Consider the following 14,770-nt stretch of genomic DNA (forward strand, 5'->3'; position numbering starts at 1 on the left):
AGGAGCCGTTGAATGAGGAAATCAGTCATCGTCCCCTGCCTCTCCCTTGCCATGCTCCGCCTTCAGCAGATAAGTATTGCTGACCGCAATCTGTTCCTTGCCGTCTAGGCCGGACATCACCTTGACGTAGCCGGCAGCGTTACCGCCGAGGACAACGTGCTTGATCGCGAACCCTTCTTTCTCCCGGACGAACACGCTCGGCTGGTCCTCCACCGTCTGCACGGCGGTCCGTGGAATGGCCAGCTGAGTGCCGCTGGTACCGCCCTCGAGCGCGATCGACGCCCTGACCGTTTCGCCGATGCGCCAGCTGCCCTGCCCGTTCGACAGCCGTGCAATGGCGCGTACCTGGCGGGTGGCGGGATCGAGGACGCGCGATACGTGGGTGATGCGGCCTGCACCGGTTCGGCCGTCAGTCGACACGTCCACCGCCGTACCAACCGTGACGCGGGCAGCGTCGTTCGGCGACAGCGAAAGCTCGACGGCCAGTTCGTTGAGGTCGGCCACTTCGAACAGATGTGCGTCCGGCGCGACGATGTCGCCCAGTGCGATCTGCCGCGCCGTGACGTTACCCTTGATCGGGGAGCGCAGCATCAGGCGGTTAAGCTGCCCTCCGCCCGTTCCCCCGGCGGCGGCAAGTTGTTGCTCGGCCAGGCGAAGGCGGGTGCGTGCTTCTTGCGCGGCATTGCGCGCAATCTCGAATTCCTGTCGCGAGGTGACTTTTTCGCCAAACAGACGTTCTTCGCGCGCGAACGTGGCTTGCGAGAGTTCGTATTGCCGCTTGGCGATTTCGACGTCGGCCCTGAGCTGGGCTACGTCACGGCTTTCGATTACAGCCAGCACGTCGCCCCGAGCGACCGGGTCGCCCAGGTTGCGCCGGACCTCGACAACCCGGCCGCCAACGGCGCTCGAGACGACGGCTGCATGCTTCGGGTCTGCCGCGATGACTGCAGGCGCCTCGACCGCCCCAGCGAAGGACTGTCGAACCGACATGATCTCGATACCCGCGGCTTTGATTTGCTGGTCCGATAGCGCAACAAAGTCTTCCTTGCCTTCGGCTTCGCCTTCCCTCTCCGCGGCTTCGCCCCGCTCGCCGGCTTCGCCGCTCTTCTCGGCCTTCTCGGCTTTCTCGCCCTTTTCGGAATTTTCGGCTTTCTCGCCTGAGGCGTTCGCCGTTTTTTCACCCTGTTCGGCAGCTTCTTTTGGGGCTGTTTCTGGTTTGGGGGAGCATGCGCCCAACAGGATCATCGCGGCGCACAGGCCCGATCGGAATACCGCTTGCATGGGTCAATCCTTATAAATTGGAGAGTTGGAACCTTGGAGCCGAGCCAGACGTGCCCGGGCAGTATGGAGTGCTGCGAGCGCGTCGACCGAGCTTTCGCGGGTTTCGGCTAAAGAGCGCTCGGCCTCGATTAATTCGAGTTGCGGGAATTTCCCTTCCGCATAGCCGATTCTGGCGATGCGCGCCGCTTCTTCTGCGGCGGCGAGCGCGGGGCCATTGGCGGCCCGTGCGGCTGCCAATGCGTCGGCCACCTCGCCTTCCGCCTGCGCGCTGGATTGCTCGAATTCCAGTGCGACGGCGCGGCGCGCGGCGGAAGCCCGATCAAATTCCGCCCGCAAGCGCGCCAGCGCGGCCGTACCCTGATTGAACAATGGCAGCGGGACCGAGAGGCCGAGCACAGCGGCCTTGTCGGACGATTCGCCGTAACGGCGCATGCCTGCGGTCAGCGTTACGTCCGGTATCCGGTCGCGCCTGGCCGCATCGACGCGGGCTTCCGCAGCGGCCACCTCGGCCTCTGCTGTCGCGATCGCCAGCCCCTGCCCTGCCGGCGGCGGCGTCTCGCTGCGTTCGATCTGCTCGAACCACGTGGAAGCGATCGTGAGCGGCATCGCCATACCTGTCAGTCGTGCGATCGTTTTCTGCGCCAGTTCGACGGCGCGTAGTGCTTTGCCCAGCCGAACCTCGGCATTGATTCGCAGCACGTCCGCCCTTTGCTCTTCTATCGGAGATGCTTTTCCGACGCGTACCCGTTCACGTGCTGCATGGTGAGCACGCGCAGCCAGTTCATGACCAGCTTTTGCGATCGCGACATGGCGTTCGCTGGCAGCAAGGGTAACGAACGCCTCGGTAATCAGGAATGTCAGCTCCGCTTCAGCGGAGCGCGCTCCAATACCCGCGGCGGCCCGTTCGGCCTGTGCCACGCGCATCCTCGCGCCCCGCTTCCCACCGAGCTCCAGGGGCATCGACAGCGCGACTGTCTTTTCTCCCCCACCAAAACCGGAGTAGCGTCCCGATCCCATGACATTTTCGGCCTCAAGGGAAAGTGTCGGGTTCGGTCGAAGTCCAGACTGCCGCACATTCGCATCGGCGATGCGCAGGGCTGCTTCAGCGCCCTGCAATTGCGGTGCTTGGCTACGTGCCCGAGCGACGGCCTCGCCAAGCGTCAGTGGAGTGCCCTCAGCAAAGGCAGAGCCTGCGGTCATACACATGACCAGCAGGGCCGTGGCAACGGAAGCGTTCATCTTGATGCGCATGATTGGATTTGCTTGACGGATTAATAAATGAGCTTTATAAACCTTGAAGCCACTTTAATGTCAAGCACATGTCACGCACATTTACGATAGGACAGCTGTCCGCTGCGGCGCAGATGCCCCCAGCGACGATTCGCTATTACGAGAAAATTGGGTTGCTCGACTCTCCATCCCGCTCGGGCAGCAACTACCGGCTGTATGGGAACGAGGATGTAGCCCGCCTGAGCTTTGTTCGCCGTGCACGGGAGATCGGGTTCACGGTCGACCAAGTTCGAAGCCTGTTGGCCTTCTCCGACCAGCGAGACGGCGACTGCTGCGCCGTGACAGCGCTGACAGAACAACACCTTGCCGAGGTCGAGCAAAAGATCAGAGACCTCAACGTATTGAAAGAACACCTTTCCCGTCTGCTGGTTTCATGCCGGGGCGGTCGATTTGCCGATTGTCGGATCATTGATGCCCTCACGCCGCCGGGACAAGCCGGGTAGCTCACTCAGCCTGGCGCCGATCGCAGGTCCTGAACACACTTGACCTTAAAGCTGGTTGAAGGTTTATCCTCCGATAATCAGTCACCATAGGTTCATTGTCATGACACAAGATCAAACCACAGCGGGAACCCGCCTTGAAACCGAACTGTTCGTTTCGAAAATGGACTGTCCGTCCGAGGAAAACCTGATCAGGATGGCTTTGGGCAAAGTCGACGACGTCGATCACATCGCCTTCGACCTCAATACCCGCACTGTCACTGTGCTGCACCATGGGAACGCAGATGCCATTGTCGAGGTGCTGCAACCCTTGCGACTCGGCGTCGAACTGCGCGGATCGCGCCCGGCCAAGCCAGCCAGCCAGCGTACGATCAGCACACTTGGAATTCCGAAGATGGACTGCCCATCCGAGGAAAACATGATCCGCATGGCACTCGCTGATGTCGATGGCATCCAATCGCTCAACTTCGATCTCTCCCAGCGGCAGCTCCACGTCTCGCACACGGCAGATGTCAATCCCATATTGGCGAAGCTTGCCCCGCTAAACTTCGGCACCCATTTGATTGGATCCCGACCTGACTTGTCTCAAGCGGCCCCTGATAGCGACAAGGCCGGTGACGCATCGGAGGCGAAGACGCTTCGACTGCTGCTTGCCATCAATGCCGTGATGTTCGTGGTCGAGCTGGTGTGGGGATTGATTGCACAATCAGCCGGGTTGGTGGCTGATTCGCTGGACATGTTCGCCGACGCTGCCGTCTACGGCCTGGCCTTGTACGCGGTTGGCCGTGCGGCTGCGCTGAAGACCCGTGCAGCCCACGTGGCTGGGTGGCTGCAGCTCGTATTGGCCTTGGGCGCCCTGAGTGAAGTGGTTCGCCGCGCCTTCTTCGGCAGCGAACCCGAATCGGCGTTGATGATGGGTGTCGGCGCGGTGGCCCTCGTTGCGAACGTTGCTTGCCTGGTGTTGATCGCCAAGAAGCGCGATCGCGGAGCGCATATGAAGGCAAGTTATATTTTCTCTGCGAACGACGTCATCGCAAACCTCGGCGTGATCGCCGCCGGGGCGCTCGTCACCTGGACTGGATCGCCTTATCCGGATCTGATCGTTGGCACTGTCATCGCCGTCATCGTTCTTACTGGCGCGCGTCGGATTCTCAAGCTGAAGTGACGTTGCTGCCGAGCGCCCCCTGCCTTGACAGCGGGGGCGCAGCCCGGCGAAAGAACTTCTTCTGCTACATCATCCACTCACAGTAGCTGCACCAGTACAACGGGGCATCGGCTGCGCATATTCCCACGTCGGCTGTGGGAGTGCCGACCACTGAGCCGACTGTGCAACCCCACGTGATTACGCTCGGACAGCACGTCCGCGGGCATAAAGCACTGTTTTCAGCCATTCCCGAACACGGTAGGTCTTGGCTTCGAACGGCAGGTGGAACAGGTAAGCCCCGGCGACCAGCCCGAGATACAAGATCAGGTACACAAGCATGTCCAGCGGCTGGTTCGGGTTCAGCTTGCCATCTCCGAGGACTGGCGCGGCAAGCCGCAGTAGCGCCGCGATCAGCGGGATGTGCAGCACATACAGCGTGAACGAAAACTCCGAGAAGAATCGGCCAATCCGGTTCAGCCACTCGGTTGCGTGCCCTCGCGTACGCCGGAACTGCATGCTCGAGAGAAAGAGCACGAAGACCAGGCTGAACAACAGGTACTGGGCAAAACTGTCGACGGCGATATGGCTCTTTCCTTTCAGTCGAATAATGACTGCGGCAGCGACGACACCAAGGAATAATGCCCAGCGCAGGAGCGGGCCACATTCAATGCGCACGCGTGAGAATGCTGCCCCCAAGAGCCAGATCGAGAAGTACAGCAGGATTGCTTCGTTCAGCAAATGCACGATTGCCACGACTGCTACCAGTATCACGAGCCGATATGAAGTGGACCGCGTGCGAAACAACATCACCAGCAGTGGGAACAGCACGTAATACCAGGTCTCGTTCGACAGGCTCCACAACGGGAAATTTCCGCCGAACTCGGGCACGACAATATTTTGCAGTCCGACGAGGTTGCCGATAAACGCCGGCGCCGAGTACGCATTGTCGAGCGCAAACGAGGGGCGCGCAGGATCGAGCGTGGATGTGGCCATTCCCAACAAGAGCATTGCGCCGAACGTCGGTATCAACACGAACCACAACCTGGTCACACGGTCGATAGCGTAATTCGCGATCGCACGGTCGGTGTCTAGGCGGTTCAGCAGACTGCCTCCGACCAGCCAACCACTGAGCACGAAAAATACGATGACAGCAAGGTAGGCGAATCCTGTAGCGAAGGCCAGTCCCTGGAATGCAAGCGAGGGGTCCTGGACGGTGTCGAAGCCTGGGTATACCTGGGCGCGCAGGTGAGCTGCAGCAACCTGTAGCGCAGCCAGGCCGCGCAGAAGCGAGATGAGCATCGAATGCCATTGGTCTTCGGACAGGTTCGCGCGCTGAAGTACTGTGATCTTTGGCATGGCTGAAGTCCGGATGTCGAGGTTTACCAATCCTAGGGCCAGCCAAACTTAACGATCTGATAATGGACAAGCGCTTTGGATTCGCGCTTCAGCAATGGGAGTGCCCCCCCGGCGCCGGCGGCACAGTGATTCACTCGTTTAATTCGCCCTGGTTTCCTATAATCGGCAGACAATCCTTTAACCCTCCCCTGCTCATGCCTGACTCGAACAGCATCATTGCCACCTCACATTCCGTTGCGCCCCTTGAATTGGTTGTGGTACCAGCACATATCGATGGTTCAAACGGAAGCAACCGGGCACACGGCGGCACGCGCCAGATTCGTGCCGATAACGATATCGATGCGATCAAGGCCTGGCTAGCACGTTTCCTGGATAAGCAGACCACGTTCGACAACTATCGCAAGGAAGCCGAGCGGTTGCTACTGTGGTCCACGCTGCAACTCGGTAAGCCGCTTTCATCGCTGACCCACGAGGATTGGCTCGTTTATCAAGGATTCCTTCGTGATCCCAAACCTGTTGGCCGATGGATTAGCGCCGAGGGCCGCAAGTATCCGCGAAGCCACCCCGGGTGGCGACCTTTCGCCGGGCCGCTGTCGGCATCAAGCCAGCGTCAGGCTGCGGTTATCCTGAATACCATGTTCTCCTGGCTTGTCAACGCGGGTTATTTGGCCGGGAATCCACTCGCGCTCTCGCGTGAGCGTCGGCGCCGGCCCCAAGCAAGGGTTACCCGATATCTCGATGACGAAATGTGGCACGAGGTCAAGATGACGGTCGACACGATGCCGCGAGAAACACCGCGGGAACGCGAACGCTATTTAAGGTTGCGTTGGCTTGTTTCGCTCTCGTATGTTTGCGGGTTGCGCATTTCTGAGATTACCAGCAACAGCATGGGCGGATTTTTTCGCCGACGCGACCGCGACGGCGAAGAGCGGTGGTGGCTGGAAGTGGTCGGAAAGGGCGACAAGTTGCGCATCGTGCCGGCAACCGACGAGCTGATGGTAGAGCTCGGTCGTTACAGACGTGAGCTCGGACATTCACCGTACCCTGTACCCGGGGAGTCGATGCCTCTGCTGTTGCCGATCGGGGGCCAACTGCGGGCGATGACACGTGGCGGCGTGCACGAAATTTTCAAAGTGATTTTTGCCCAAACCGCCGATCGACTTAGTCAGCGTGGTCCCGAGTACGCGGCGGCTGCCGCCCGGATGACGCAGGCGTCAGCCCACTGGTTGCGACATACAGCAGGTTCCCATATGGCGAACAATGATGTCGATCTTCGGCACGTGCGCGATAACCTCGGGCACGAGTCGATCAGCACGACGAATACCTACTTGCATTCGTCGGACGACGCTCGCCATGCCGAGACAGAGAGCAAGCACAAGATCGGATGGTAACTGTGGTTCATCGTGATCCTGGCGATCCGATGAACGCGAGGCCCAGCTTCAGCTGGTTGAGGTACTGAACTATGCGTCAGGGTCTTGTTCGACCAGTTCCTGGGTGAGTTGAATCAATCGCACTGGCTCCAGCTTTAAGGCAGCTGCGAGCCTGAAGAGTACACGCACAGTCGGCTGCCGCTCGCCGCGCTCCATGAGGCTGACAAATGTCCGGTCTATCTCTGCAGCGTGGCCCAGCTCCTCCTGCGTCATACCGACTTCCTTCCGCACTACCCGCAAAACTTTACCGAACGCCAGTCCTGGATCCAAAGAATTCTCCCGATTGCATAGGAGAAATCATGTCTCTGCTGTATCATTTCGTCTTCGGACTATAGTCATCATTTTGGCGGCACAGAACCGGAGTCGCCTTACGCAGCTTCCGGGCTATTGGGTGCTGCACGCCTCCCTGCCTCATTCTTCAACGATGTCAACCAGCTTTCCTTTTCTCTGCTTTCTTACCGATGACCCTCTCCATCAAGCCTTCTGCCTAAGGTACTGGGCTGTGAACGACGGAGCATGGGTCGAAAAATTTGACGCAATACTGCACGATTCAGGAATCAGCAAACCCAAACTGCTTGAGATACTGAAGTCCAGTTGCCGCGCATACTTGCGTCACTTTCCCTGTGTCGATTGCGGTGCTCCACTGGAGATACGAAATAGAAGCCAGTATGCGCCGCTGAGCGGGCGGCCAGTTGGCTCCGCGTACTATCGGAGAGTGAACCGGTGTGGATCCTGTTCGGCTGCAGCCCTCGCCGCCGACAAGAGGGCCATTGAACTCGCGTTGGTGCAACACAGAGCTCGCGTAACGCAGGCACTGTCGCGTGCCCGAGGGGAGGCCTTGTCCATTGATTACTCGGAATTAAGCTATATACAGTCGTTCTTCCTTTACTCCGTACTGGTCGCAGCCAATGGCGGATGGGAAGGTAATCGGATCGCGCCGCTGGACTCGCAACCAGGGGACCTCGGTCCAACGCCAGACTTGTCGGAGCATGTCTATAGGGCGCTCTACGAAGACAAGATCATTTCTCCTGATCCCGCGTCCGATACTCGGGCGTTCAAACTTCCTGATGGGGACGGAGACATTGACTTCTCCTTAGGCAGCGTCGCGTGGGTACTGGCTCCTGATGCATCCGGGCGCACCATGAAAGAGGTCTTTTCCCTACTGCTCACGCGTCTCGACGACCCGGAGCCGGAAGCCGTTGAGCAGCTGTGGTTCATGGTCGCAGAAAGCGAATGCCGCCGGTACTTCGTCAAGCAGTGTGAGCGGTATCGCTTTTTTCAGCCGGAGATCTATTCCGCAAAGGTCGCGGCCGCGATACGTGACTTCCTGCCCCACTATTCCATTGGACAGATGTGGAACGTAATCTACTACGTATTAAAGGACATCGCTGCGCTATCGCAAGAGAGGAGTTACGCCCGCCAACACGTTTACAACATGATTCCTGGAAGCATACGGCGCTACCTCGACTACCGCTTAAGCAACAACAAAACGATACGGCCGTGGAACCGTCCGGCACCGATAACGGAATCATGGATGACCAGTATCCTTTTTGACAAGGTTCTAGGAGATGGAAATGTGTCGTTTGAAATGCTAACCGGGCAGTCGGTGGGGGCGCACGTGGAGTTCAACCACCGGTTGCCCGAGCAGATCGGCTAACTACTGGCCTGACCCATCAAAGTTGCGCCTCGCTGTCGGTGCCTGACTGGGCTAATTCATACACGGGTTCGAAAATGCGGCGGAGAGTCTTGTCATCCGCGCTCGGCTCACGGGCGTCGAGCAAGTACGCATGAATTCCAGCAAGAAAGGCTGACTCTTCCCTGTCCAGACTGAGTGCGGAATTGGTGTGCCAAGCCTTCGCGATGACTTGGGCGACGGACGCTGGCGCGTCGGATTCTTCTGAGGACTCGTCGATACCCATGCTGTGTTTAGGCGTGCAATAGCCGAACGACGAGTGTACTCAGCGCTGAGAGCAATATCTTGACGCATCACACGTCGACGAGGTCCTGTTGTGTGGGCGCTCGTTGCGGCACTTTCCTGGACCGGACAGCAGGAAGCTATCGATAGATTGTCGAAAGACGTGTGATGTGGTTCTTAAAGTGAGCCTGCCGAGTAGCTTCAGCTATTCGAGGGCGAAACGCCGGCATCGGCGATCGCACATATACATAGGTTGGGCGGTCGGCACAGTCGGCGCCTCCGACTGCCCAGTATGTGTCGTACCGGGAAGCAGTGCGCTGGCGGAGCCAGTATGTTTTGCCTCGCTCTGAGTTTTTTTGTGCTACCGCTAGTAGTTCCCGGAAACTTTCAATGCAAGCACTAGAAAATATATGGGCGAGCACCCAAACTTGTGTCGCTGGCGACCAGTGCCCAGGGCAAGGAGAAGCCCGAGCTGACAGCCAGCCGACAATACCGTACATTTCTAGATCGGTTTCGCTAAAAAGATATCGTGGAGTGCCGCAGCCTTCCCAGATCATCCTCCAGCGGATAAAAGCCTCGGCGACTGGACAGAAACTGCTGGTGATCTCTCCTTCAACCCGCCACCAGAGATGCTGGGCGGCGGTGAAAACACAACGGCGATGGGGACCTACCACGTGCCGCCATAATCGCCGACGCAGGGCTCGATACACAGCCTTTAAGCTCGCCAACTCGGCATCGCTCTTTGATGCGACTGTCCGTGCAACCGAGAGGTCAACGTCGGCGGAATCATCTGCTAAAGGGTCATCGTCTTCAAATAGAATGGTACGTGATACACCTCGCTCACAATGTTCAACGCGGTCCATTGTAAGATGCAGCTGCTGACTACCTCTGCCGTATCCAGTTTCCTCAAGTACATGCGAAACGAATCCGAGGTATCTTGAGATGTAGCCGGAGCGCTCGATCGGCGAGAATGAAATTTCCCCCTGTGCGAGCTGAAGGGTCTTTTTGCCGAGTTCGAGTTTCGAGGTAAGCACACGATCCTCGAACTGAAAAAACCGTTGAAGCCTGGTTAAGAAACCATGCTCTTTCAACCGAGGTATCAGCATGTTCGCACGCGGCGCGCGCAACCTGGGAGCCCAGTCCATTCCGCAATGGATGCATGCAAAAGGTTTTGAGAATATATCCGACCTCAACCTGTAAGGCATCTCAGAATTACATTGAGGGCATGTGGAGCGAATAGCAGTCCGATGAATAGGGCAATAAGCTGCCATCGAGACTTGGAATATAGCCGGATGAAACCCGCGCTGAAGGCATAATTCGCACCAACGCAGATTGTCGCTTGATCTGAGCCTCCCCTCGGGAAGAATTTCTTGGAGAAATGCCGAGCGCACTTGAGTTTGACCAACTCGAAAAATATTGCTCATCTCTTCAAGATCGAATACGTCGGCGCTGCGGAGGTCGACATCGGGTCGACCACATATCGCAGCCCTCCTCCGGCAATTTGCGCTCACGAATATTTTTGCAAGCTCGCGAGCGGACAGCGCGTTGAGCATAGCAAACTTCATAAGCAGGCCGAAGCTTGAGTCGATGCCGCTGTACCAGTCGTCGCGCCAGGTCCATCCAGCGACTGGTGGCCGAACAGTATCAAGAATTATTCGCGCGCTCTTCATTACGCTTCTTCGCGGCTAAATCCGTCGCTGGCAACCCTAAGCGCAGCTCCTCCTGCGCTTCTACATACATGGCATCCTTGATCGCCTTGTTCCAGATATCCCGACTAAATCGAAAATCAGGCGCGTCAAGATGCTTATTCTCTGACAGCGCGATCTCTACGGTATGGGCGAAGTACTGCATAGGAATCTCGATGTCAAAGGTAAAGCCGGCATTAGCATGCGCCGTACAAAATGCCTCCCACAGGACGTTTGCCTGATCAAGCAGCCTTAGGCCACTGTCATAAGCATTCGGATAGAAGAACCTTGTGTAGGACCAATCGGACCCTTGAGGAAAATAAGCTTCGTCGTATGCTGCTAAACAAGTAGCTATGTCTTCGGCGCTGCAAAGCCCGTCGAAGCGCATTTCTACAATCATGAAGCGTAATACGATCTGGGTGTGGTTACTTTGCCGTAATGCTGTCTTCTGATGAAGCAATTGTGGCTGCCCCACCAAAAAAGTGATCATTCGAATCCCTCTCCTTTCAAGCTTATCGTGCACATCGCGCAACCATTCGTACTCCGTCACCCCGAGCTTCTGCGCCTCGTCCCCGAAAAAAACAACCCAGTTGTGCCCCGATCTGTCGACAAGCTCACATATTCGCTCAATCAGTCGTATGCGTTTCTTCGTTACAGACCCTGGCGCTGCTCCCTTATGTCCTACTGCTTCAAGAAGGTTTGCGAAGAAGCCATCTTCCGATGGCGCTTTCTTAAACTCACAGCCGAAACTAATAAAAACCGATTCAGGGAAGTCTGCCTGGAGGACATTGATGACGTAGCGAATACTGTAGGTTTTGCCGAAACGGGGATACGCGTAGATAATCGCACCAGGAGTTCGTAGGCGAATCAGGCGTTTGACACGTTCAGTCAGAGCATCGATCGAAGGCGTCGGAACAATGTAGGTTTGCTGTGTTACCGGATGCTCAGCAAATGTGACGGGCCGGAGATACGTTATCAAAGCAACTCCTAGAATGTAACAGTACGACGGATTTTAAGAACCCGTGGCTGCGCTGGAGTCAGATCGGAGGAATTTGGTTCAGCGGTGTTTTCTTTCTGCTCCTCGCTGCTTGCACGGAGAGTTCGGCTAGCTAAACTGTTCTCCGGTACGCGTGGAGCTGGGGCGCTTGCCGGGGGAAGCAACGAAACGTTCACATGTGCTTTCGCTAAATCATTTGCCGCCTTCTTGTTTGTTTGAGCTTGGCTCCACTTGTATTTTTCCCACAGTTCGATCGGGTTTTCACCTTCTCGGACGAGCAGCTTTTTCTCTGCTATCAGGCGATGTATCTCTTGTCGAACGCGAAGCGAATGCGGCGTAAAGCACCATGGCCGCGCTGCGGTTAAAATGCCGAGTTCCGATCCATCTTCGAAGAACGCCTTCACAACTCGGATGTCCCGAACGTCATAATAGATTCGCAATTTTTTTCCAATTAATCCAGCATTACTAGCCAAGACTTCGTTGGTATACCGAGCGTTGGAGAAGTTGATGTGGGGACGGACGCCGTTTCGAAGTGAACCTTTCACTGTAACGACGCGAGCCTCCTGTAACAGGCAAAGACTTGAGCGCAGGAATACTGGAAGCTTTCGTAAATATCCAGGTCGATTCACTGAATATGCGACCGCCTCCAACGGAGTGCGCCCGCCAATGCCGCCGTGAGGTTCACCGTTATAATTTCCGAGAAGAACTTCGATCAGTTCTTCCAATTCGTGATACTCCACTAGCAGAGAGATATCAGAGCCAGGATCGCTGAGGGCCCTCTCTATTGACGACGGATCACTCCCCAGATTTCCCGGCAGTCGGTGCGCGAAGTGAAGTGAGATAAGGTGAAAAAAACGTTCGATGAAGGGTCGCTCGTTTGGCTCACCAGCCGGCCCATTGTCCGACCAACAGCCGATAATCTGGTTTAACCTGATCTGCGTATCCACGGCGAGATGCGACTTTGCGCCGTCGACACGCAACCAGTTCCAGCACGCGTACGCGGCGCCTGGAACCGATGACGATGGAAAACCTCCACCAGCCTTTATTTGGAGACCAGGAATCGTATACGAGCGTGGCGCGAATGGGCTGAGCGCTGACTGCAATGCGGTTGCCACGTCGTCCTTGTTATATTCTTTTCCAAGGGCGAGCGAATACCCAATCACGCTTCTCGAATAGACATCGAGAAGCACAAGAATCCAGATGCGGTGAAGTTCGAGACACTGCTCGAACCCGAAGGGATCCTTCAGTTTTACCGTCAAACGTAGGTCGATCTTGTGCCCGTCAAACTCAACGACTTCGAACGCACGCGTGGCAGCAGGCGCCTGTTCTTTACCACTTACCGCCGCACCCGCCTTCAGGCCGCCTGCATTGGTCACTGCTGTCCCGTATTCCTTCTCTGCCATGGTTTTGAAATACTTTTGCAGCGTTCGAAAGCCGAGTCGACTCTCGGTGAACGGGTATTCGTTTGGCTTGATCCCTTCCGTACGGCACGCTTTGAGGAATAGATCGTGCACCTCTCGAAGTGGCTTGCGCACTTCGCGCGCCGACTTTATCTTCTCGTTGCGTTTCCTTGCATGCTTGTTCAGAAGCTTCTCGATATTCGGATAGTTGCGCAACAAGCGCTGGAATGCCCCCGATGAACCGCCGTGCCCCAACATTTCCTCACGTATCGCTGCGGATCGTTCGTAGGACTTCAGTCGACTATAGGGAATGGCCCCTCGGAATCCGTAGATGCGCCCATCAGGGTGTTTTTTCCAGCAACGAGCGAGCGCACGATATAGTGAGGCCCTGGTCACTCCAGTGGTCTCGAGGATGATGGAGACAGGTGTGTGTGGGTCTGTCAGGAAGATTGTGATAGCTTCGCAAAGCTGCTTGAAGGAGGATCGCGACTCCTCTGAAAGTGCCATTGGATCGACGGCAGGCCAGCTTATGAGGTCGGCCAGGTGCTCAGGTATCGAGAATCTGTCAAACTTCAGCGCCCCAAAGACTAGCTCTTTCATGATTTAGCCTCGATCACAGTTCGGGACGAGAACGTTTCGCTTCCAAGGGTGCTGCATATTGCACGCCCCTGGTGAAGTAAGGACACGACCGCAACACGTAACAGTACGGGATCCTCTTCAGCGAAATGTTGCTCGAGTTCGGTCAGGGTTTTAAAGGAAGGAAGCGCTTTTAGTACCTGGTCCGATAATGCCTTTGGAACATATCTTCCAAAAGCAGAGAGGTCGCAGAGGAAAGACTCCCAATTCGACAACAACAATTTTTGCCGCGCAATGTCATCAGGATCCACGAAGGCAGGCTCGACGTTCGAACTAGCAGCCCAGGCCCTGAACGCTGGGATCGAAGAAGGATGATCTAATCTGGATGCAAGTTCGCTGGGGCGCAGTAGAAAAATGAATTCTTCGCGTTCCTTCCGGCAGACCCAGAAATCCACTACCCGCTTGCGCTTAAGGTCGGGGAGGCTAAGCGGACGCTCGCAATAGGCTACGACGTCTGGATCGGCCTCAAGCAGAGTCCATGCATCGAGCGCGTCACGTCCGAAGAGTGCCAACTGCCGTTGTATCTTGGGACCGAACACATCATAGCGATGGCTTCCGTGCGGACGACTATTGTCAGTGGGACTTGCGAACCTCAGTGGAACAGACATGACACCTCCTGAACCCAACGTTAGCGATTAGGCAATCTTAACTTAGAGAATCTTTTTGTGCCATAACATTTTTCCGCGGCCCTGCTCTACCCTCTGATGTGCTGTTAGGCGTTTGAGTCTAAGATCGTTGGATCCAGTTTTTGGTTGAGAAGCCTGCGATTCGCGACATTGAGGCCGCGCAAGAAGGCTATGATGAAGTCTTTGCCGGCATGTCTGCGAGATCTACAGGGACCTTCATGAAGGGTGCCGAGTGAACTCCATTGAATAGAGTATGAAGACCTTCCAATTGACTCGCATGGGCGAAACCGCTCTAGGTGGCAGCGCACCCCAGGCCAGAGTCATCGCGAAGTTTCAGAATTAGTTCGCGCGTTCGCCGAGTTTCAAAGTTAGTTCGCGATAAAGCGAACTAACTTTGAGATAGCAGAGTAAAGAAATCGCGTAGAATCAAATAGTTACATGCGAACGAGACAGGTCGAATTTAGTTCGCCGGACGGTTCCGCAGTACCCGTTACCCAAGATACACACCTACCCTCCCAGCGACGCACTGTTCCCCTTCGCCTGCCCAGGGACGACCAGGCACGCCAGGCT

At 56.5% G+C, this 14,770-nt stretch carries 12 protein-coding genes; 4 read left to right on the forward strand and 8 right to left on the reverse strand.

What is annotated here, in order from left to right; translation table 11 throughout:
* Nucleotides 1-21: 21 nt before the first annotated feature.
* Both ACFFJK_RS09040 and ACFFJK_RS09045 read right to left on the reverse strand, forming a co-directional pair.
* Complete coding sequence (locus ACFFJK_RS09040; protein WP_379678787.1) at nucleotides 22-1,281, reverse strand: efflux RND transporter periplasmic adaptor subunit; 1,260 nt, start codon at nucleotides 1,279-1,281, stop codon at nucleotides 22-24.
* A 3-nt stretch (nucleotides 1,282-1,284) separates the two neighbouring features.
* Complete coding sequence (locus ACFFJK_RS09045) at nucleotides 1,285-2,532, reverse strand: TolC family protein (protein ID WP_258830034.1); 1,248 nt, start codon at nucleotides 2,530-2,532, stop codon at nucleotides 1,285-1,287.
* Between the two features lie 68 nt (nucleotides 2,533-2,600).
* Here ACFFJK_RS09045 and ACFFJK_RS09050 point away from each other — a divergent pair, with 68 nt between their 5' ends.
* Both ACFFJK_RS09050 and ACFFJK_RS09055 read left to right on the forward strand, forming a co-directional pair.
* Complete coding sequence (locus tag ACFFJK_RS09050; protein ID WP_258830035.1) at nucleotides 2,601-3,014, forward strand: MerR family transcriptional regulator; 414 nt, start codon at nucleotides 2,601-2,603, stop codon at nucleotides 3,012-3,014.
* 100 nt (nucleotides 3,015-3,114) lie between these two features.
* Complete coding sequence (locus ACFFJK_RS09055) at nucleotides 3,115-4,176, forward strand: cation efflux transmembrane domain-containing protein (RefSeq protein WP_258830036.1); 1,062 nt, start codon at nucleotides 3,115-3,117, stop codon at nucleotides 4,174-4,176.
* 177 nt (nucleotides 4,177-4,353) lie between these two features.
* Here the strand turns inward: ACFFJK_RS09055 and ACFFJK_RS09060 are convergent, their stop codons facing one another.
* On the reverse strand, nucleotides 4,354-5,511 hold the full coding sequence (locus ACFFJK_RS09060; RefSeq protein WP_379678788.1) for an acyltransferase family protein: 1,158 nt from the start codon (nucleotides 5,509-5,511) through the stop codon (nucleotides 4,354-4,356).
* Between the two features lie 194 nt (nucleotides 5,512-5,705).
* Between ACFFJK_RS09060 and ACFFJK_RS09065 the strand changes: the two genes are divergently transcribed.
* Complete coding sequence (locus tag ACFFJK_RS09065; protein WP_258829966.1) at nucleotides 5,706-6,902, forward strand: tyrosine-type recombinase/integrase; 1,197 nt, start codon at nucleotides 5,706-5,708, stop codon at nucleotides 6,900-6,902.
* Nucleotides 6,903-6,971: 69 nt separating this feature from the next.
* Here the strand turns inward: ACFFJK_RS09065 and ACFFJK_RS09070 are convergent, their stop codons facing one another.
* Nucleotides 6,972-7,211 (reverse strand): helix-turn-helix domain-containing protein, encoded by a 240-nt coding sequence (locus ACFFJK_RS09070; RefSeq protein ID WP_083415470.1) that lies wholly within the window; start codon nucleotides 7,209-7,211, stop codon nucleotides 6,972-6,974.
* Nucleotides 7,212-7,779: 568 nt separating this feature from the next.
* On the opposite strand from ACFFJK_RS09070, the gene ACFFJK_RS09075 reads away from it, so the two are divergent.
* Complete coding sequence (locus tag ACFFJK_RS09075) at nucleotides 7,780-8,598, forward strand: hypothetical protein (RefSeq protein WP_258829900.1); 819 nt, start codon at nucleotides 7,780-7,782, stop codon at nucleotides 8,596-8,598.
* A gap of 16 nt (nucleotides 8,599-8,614) precedes the next feature.
* On the opposite strand, the gene ACFFJK_RS09080 is transcribed toward ACFFJK_RS09075, so the two are convergent.
* The 4 genes from ACFFJK_RS09080 to ACFFJK_RS09095 form a co-directional block, all read right to left on the reverse strand.
* Complete coding sequence (locus ACFFJK_RS09080) at nucleotides 8,615-8,860, reverse strand: hypothetical protein (protein ID WP_258829901.1); 246 nt, start codon at nucleotides 8,858-8,860, stop codon at nucleotides 8,615-8,617.
* A 1,640-nt stretch (nucleotides 8,861-10,500) separates the two neighbouring features.
* A complete protein-coding gene (locus tag ACFFJK_RS09085) occupies nucleotides 10,501-11,520 on the reverse strand; it encodes an AAA family ATPase (protein WP_258829902.1) in 1,020 nt (339 codons plus the stop codon).
* 8 nt (nucleotides 11,521-11,528) lie between these two features.
* Nucleotides 11,529-13,538 (reverse strand): Mu transposase C-terminal domain-containing protein, encoded by a 2,010-nt coding sequence (locus tag ACFFJK_RS09090; protein ID WP_258829903.1) that lies wholly within the window; start codon nucleotides 13,536-13,538, stop codon nucleotides 11,529-11,531.
* Nucleotides 13,535-14,182: a hypothetical protein gene (locus tag ACFFJK_RS09095; protein ID WP_277477860.1), complete on the reverse strand. Its 648-nt coding sequence runs from the start codon at nucleotides 14,180-14,182 to the stop codon at nucleotides 13,535-13,537. Before ACFFJK_RS09095 ends, ACFFJK_RS09090 begins: the two co-directional genes overlap by 4 nt.
* Between the last annotated feature and the right edge of the window lie 588 nt (nucleotides 14,183-14,770).

The sequence above is a fragment of the Massilia consociata genome (assembly GCF_042432755.1).
In the GTDB taxonomy this organism is placed as follows: domain Bacteria; phylum Pseudomonadota; class Gammaproteobacteria; order Burkholderiales; family Burkholderiaceae_D; genus Telluria; species Telluria consociata.

What these genes read in the sequence shown, in the direction of transcription:
- ACFFJK_RS09040 (WP_379678787.1), bottom strand. Translation starts at nt 1,281, where the DNA reads ATGCAAGCGGTATTCCGATCGGGCCTGTGCGCCGCGATGATCCTGTTG.
- ACFFJK_RS09045 (WP_258830034.1), bottom strand. Translation starts at nt 2,532, where the DNA reads ATGCGCATCAAGATGAACGCTTCCGTTGCCACGGCCCTGCTGGTCATG.
- ACFFJK_RS09050 (WP_258830035.1), top strand. Translation starts at nt 2,601, where the DNA reads ATGTCACGCACATTTACGATAGGACAGCTGTCCGCTGCGGCGCAGATG.
- ACFFJK_RS09055 (WP_258830036.1), top strand. Translation starts at nt 3,115, where the DNA reads ATGACACAAGATCAAACCACAGCGGGAACCCGCCTTGAAACCGAACTG.
- ACFFJK_RS09060 (WP_379678788.1), bottom strand. Translation starts at nt 5,511, where the DNA reads ATGCCAAAGATCACAGTACTTCAGCGCGCGAACCTGTCCGAAGACCAA.
- ACFFJK_RS09065 (WP_258829966.1), top strand. Translation starts at nt 5,706, where the DNA reads ATGCCTGACTCGAACAGCATCATTGCCACCTCACATTCCGTTGCGCCC.
- ACFFJK_RS09080 (WP_258829901.1), bottom strand. Translation starts at nt 8,860, where the DNA reads ATGGGTATCGACGAGTCCTCAGAAGAATCCGACGCGCCAGCGTCCGTC.
- ACFFJK_RS09090 (WP_258829903.1), bottom strand. Translation starts at nt 13,538, where the DNA reads ATGAAAGAGCTAGTCTTTGGGGCGCTGAAGTTTGACAGATTCTCGATA.
- ACFFJK_RS09095 (WP_277477860.1), bottom strand. Translation starts at nt 14,182, where the DNA reads ATGTCTGTTCCACTGAGGTTCGCAAGTCCCACTGACAATAGTCGTCCG.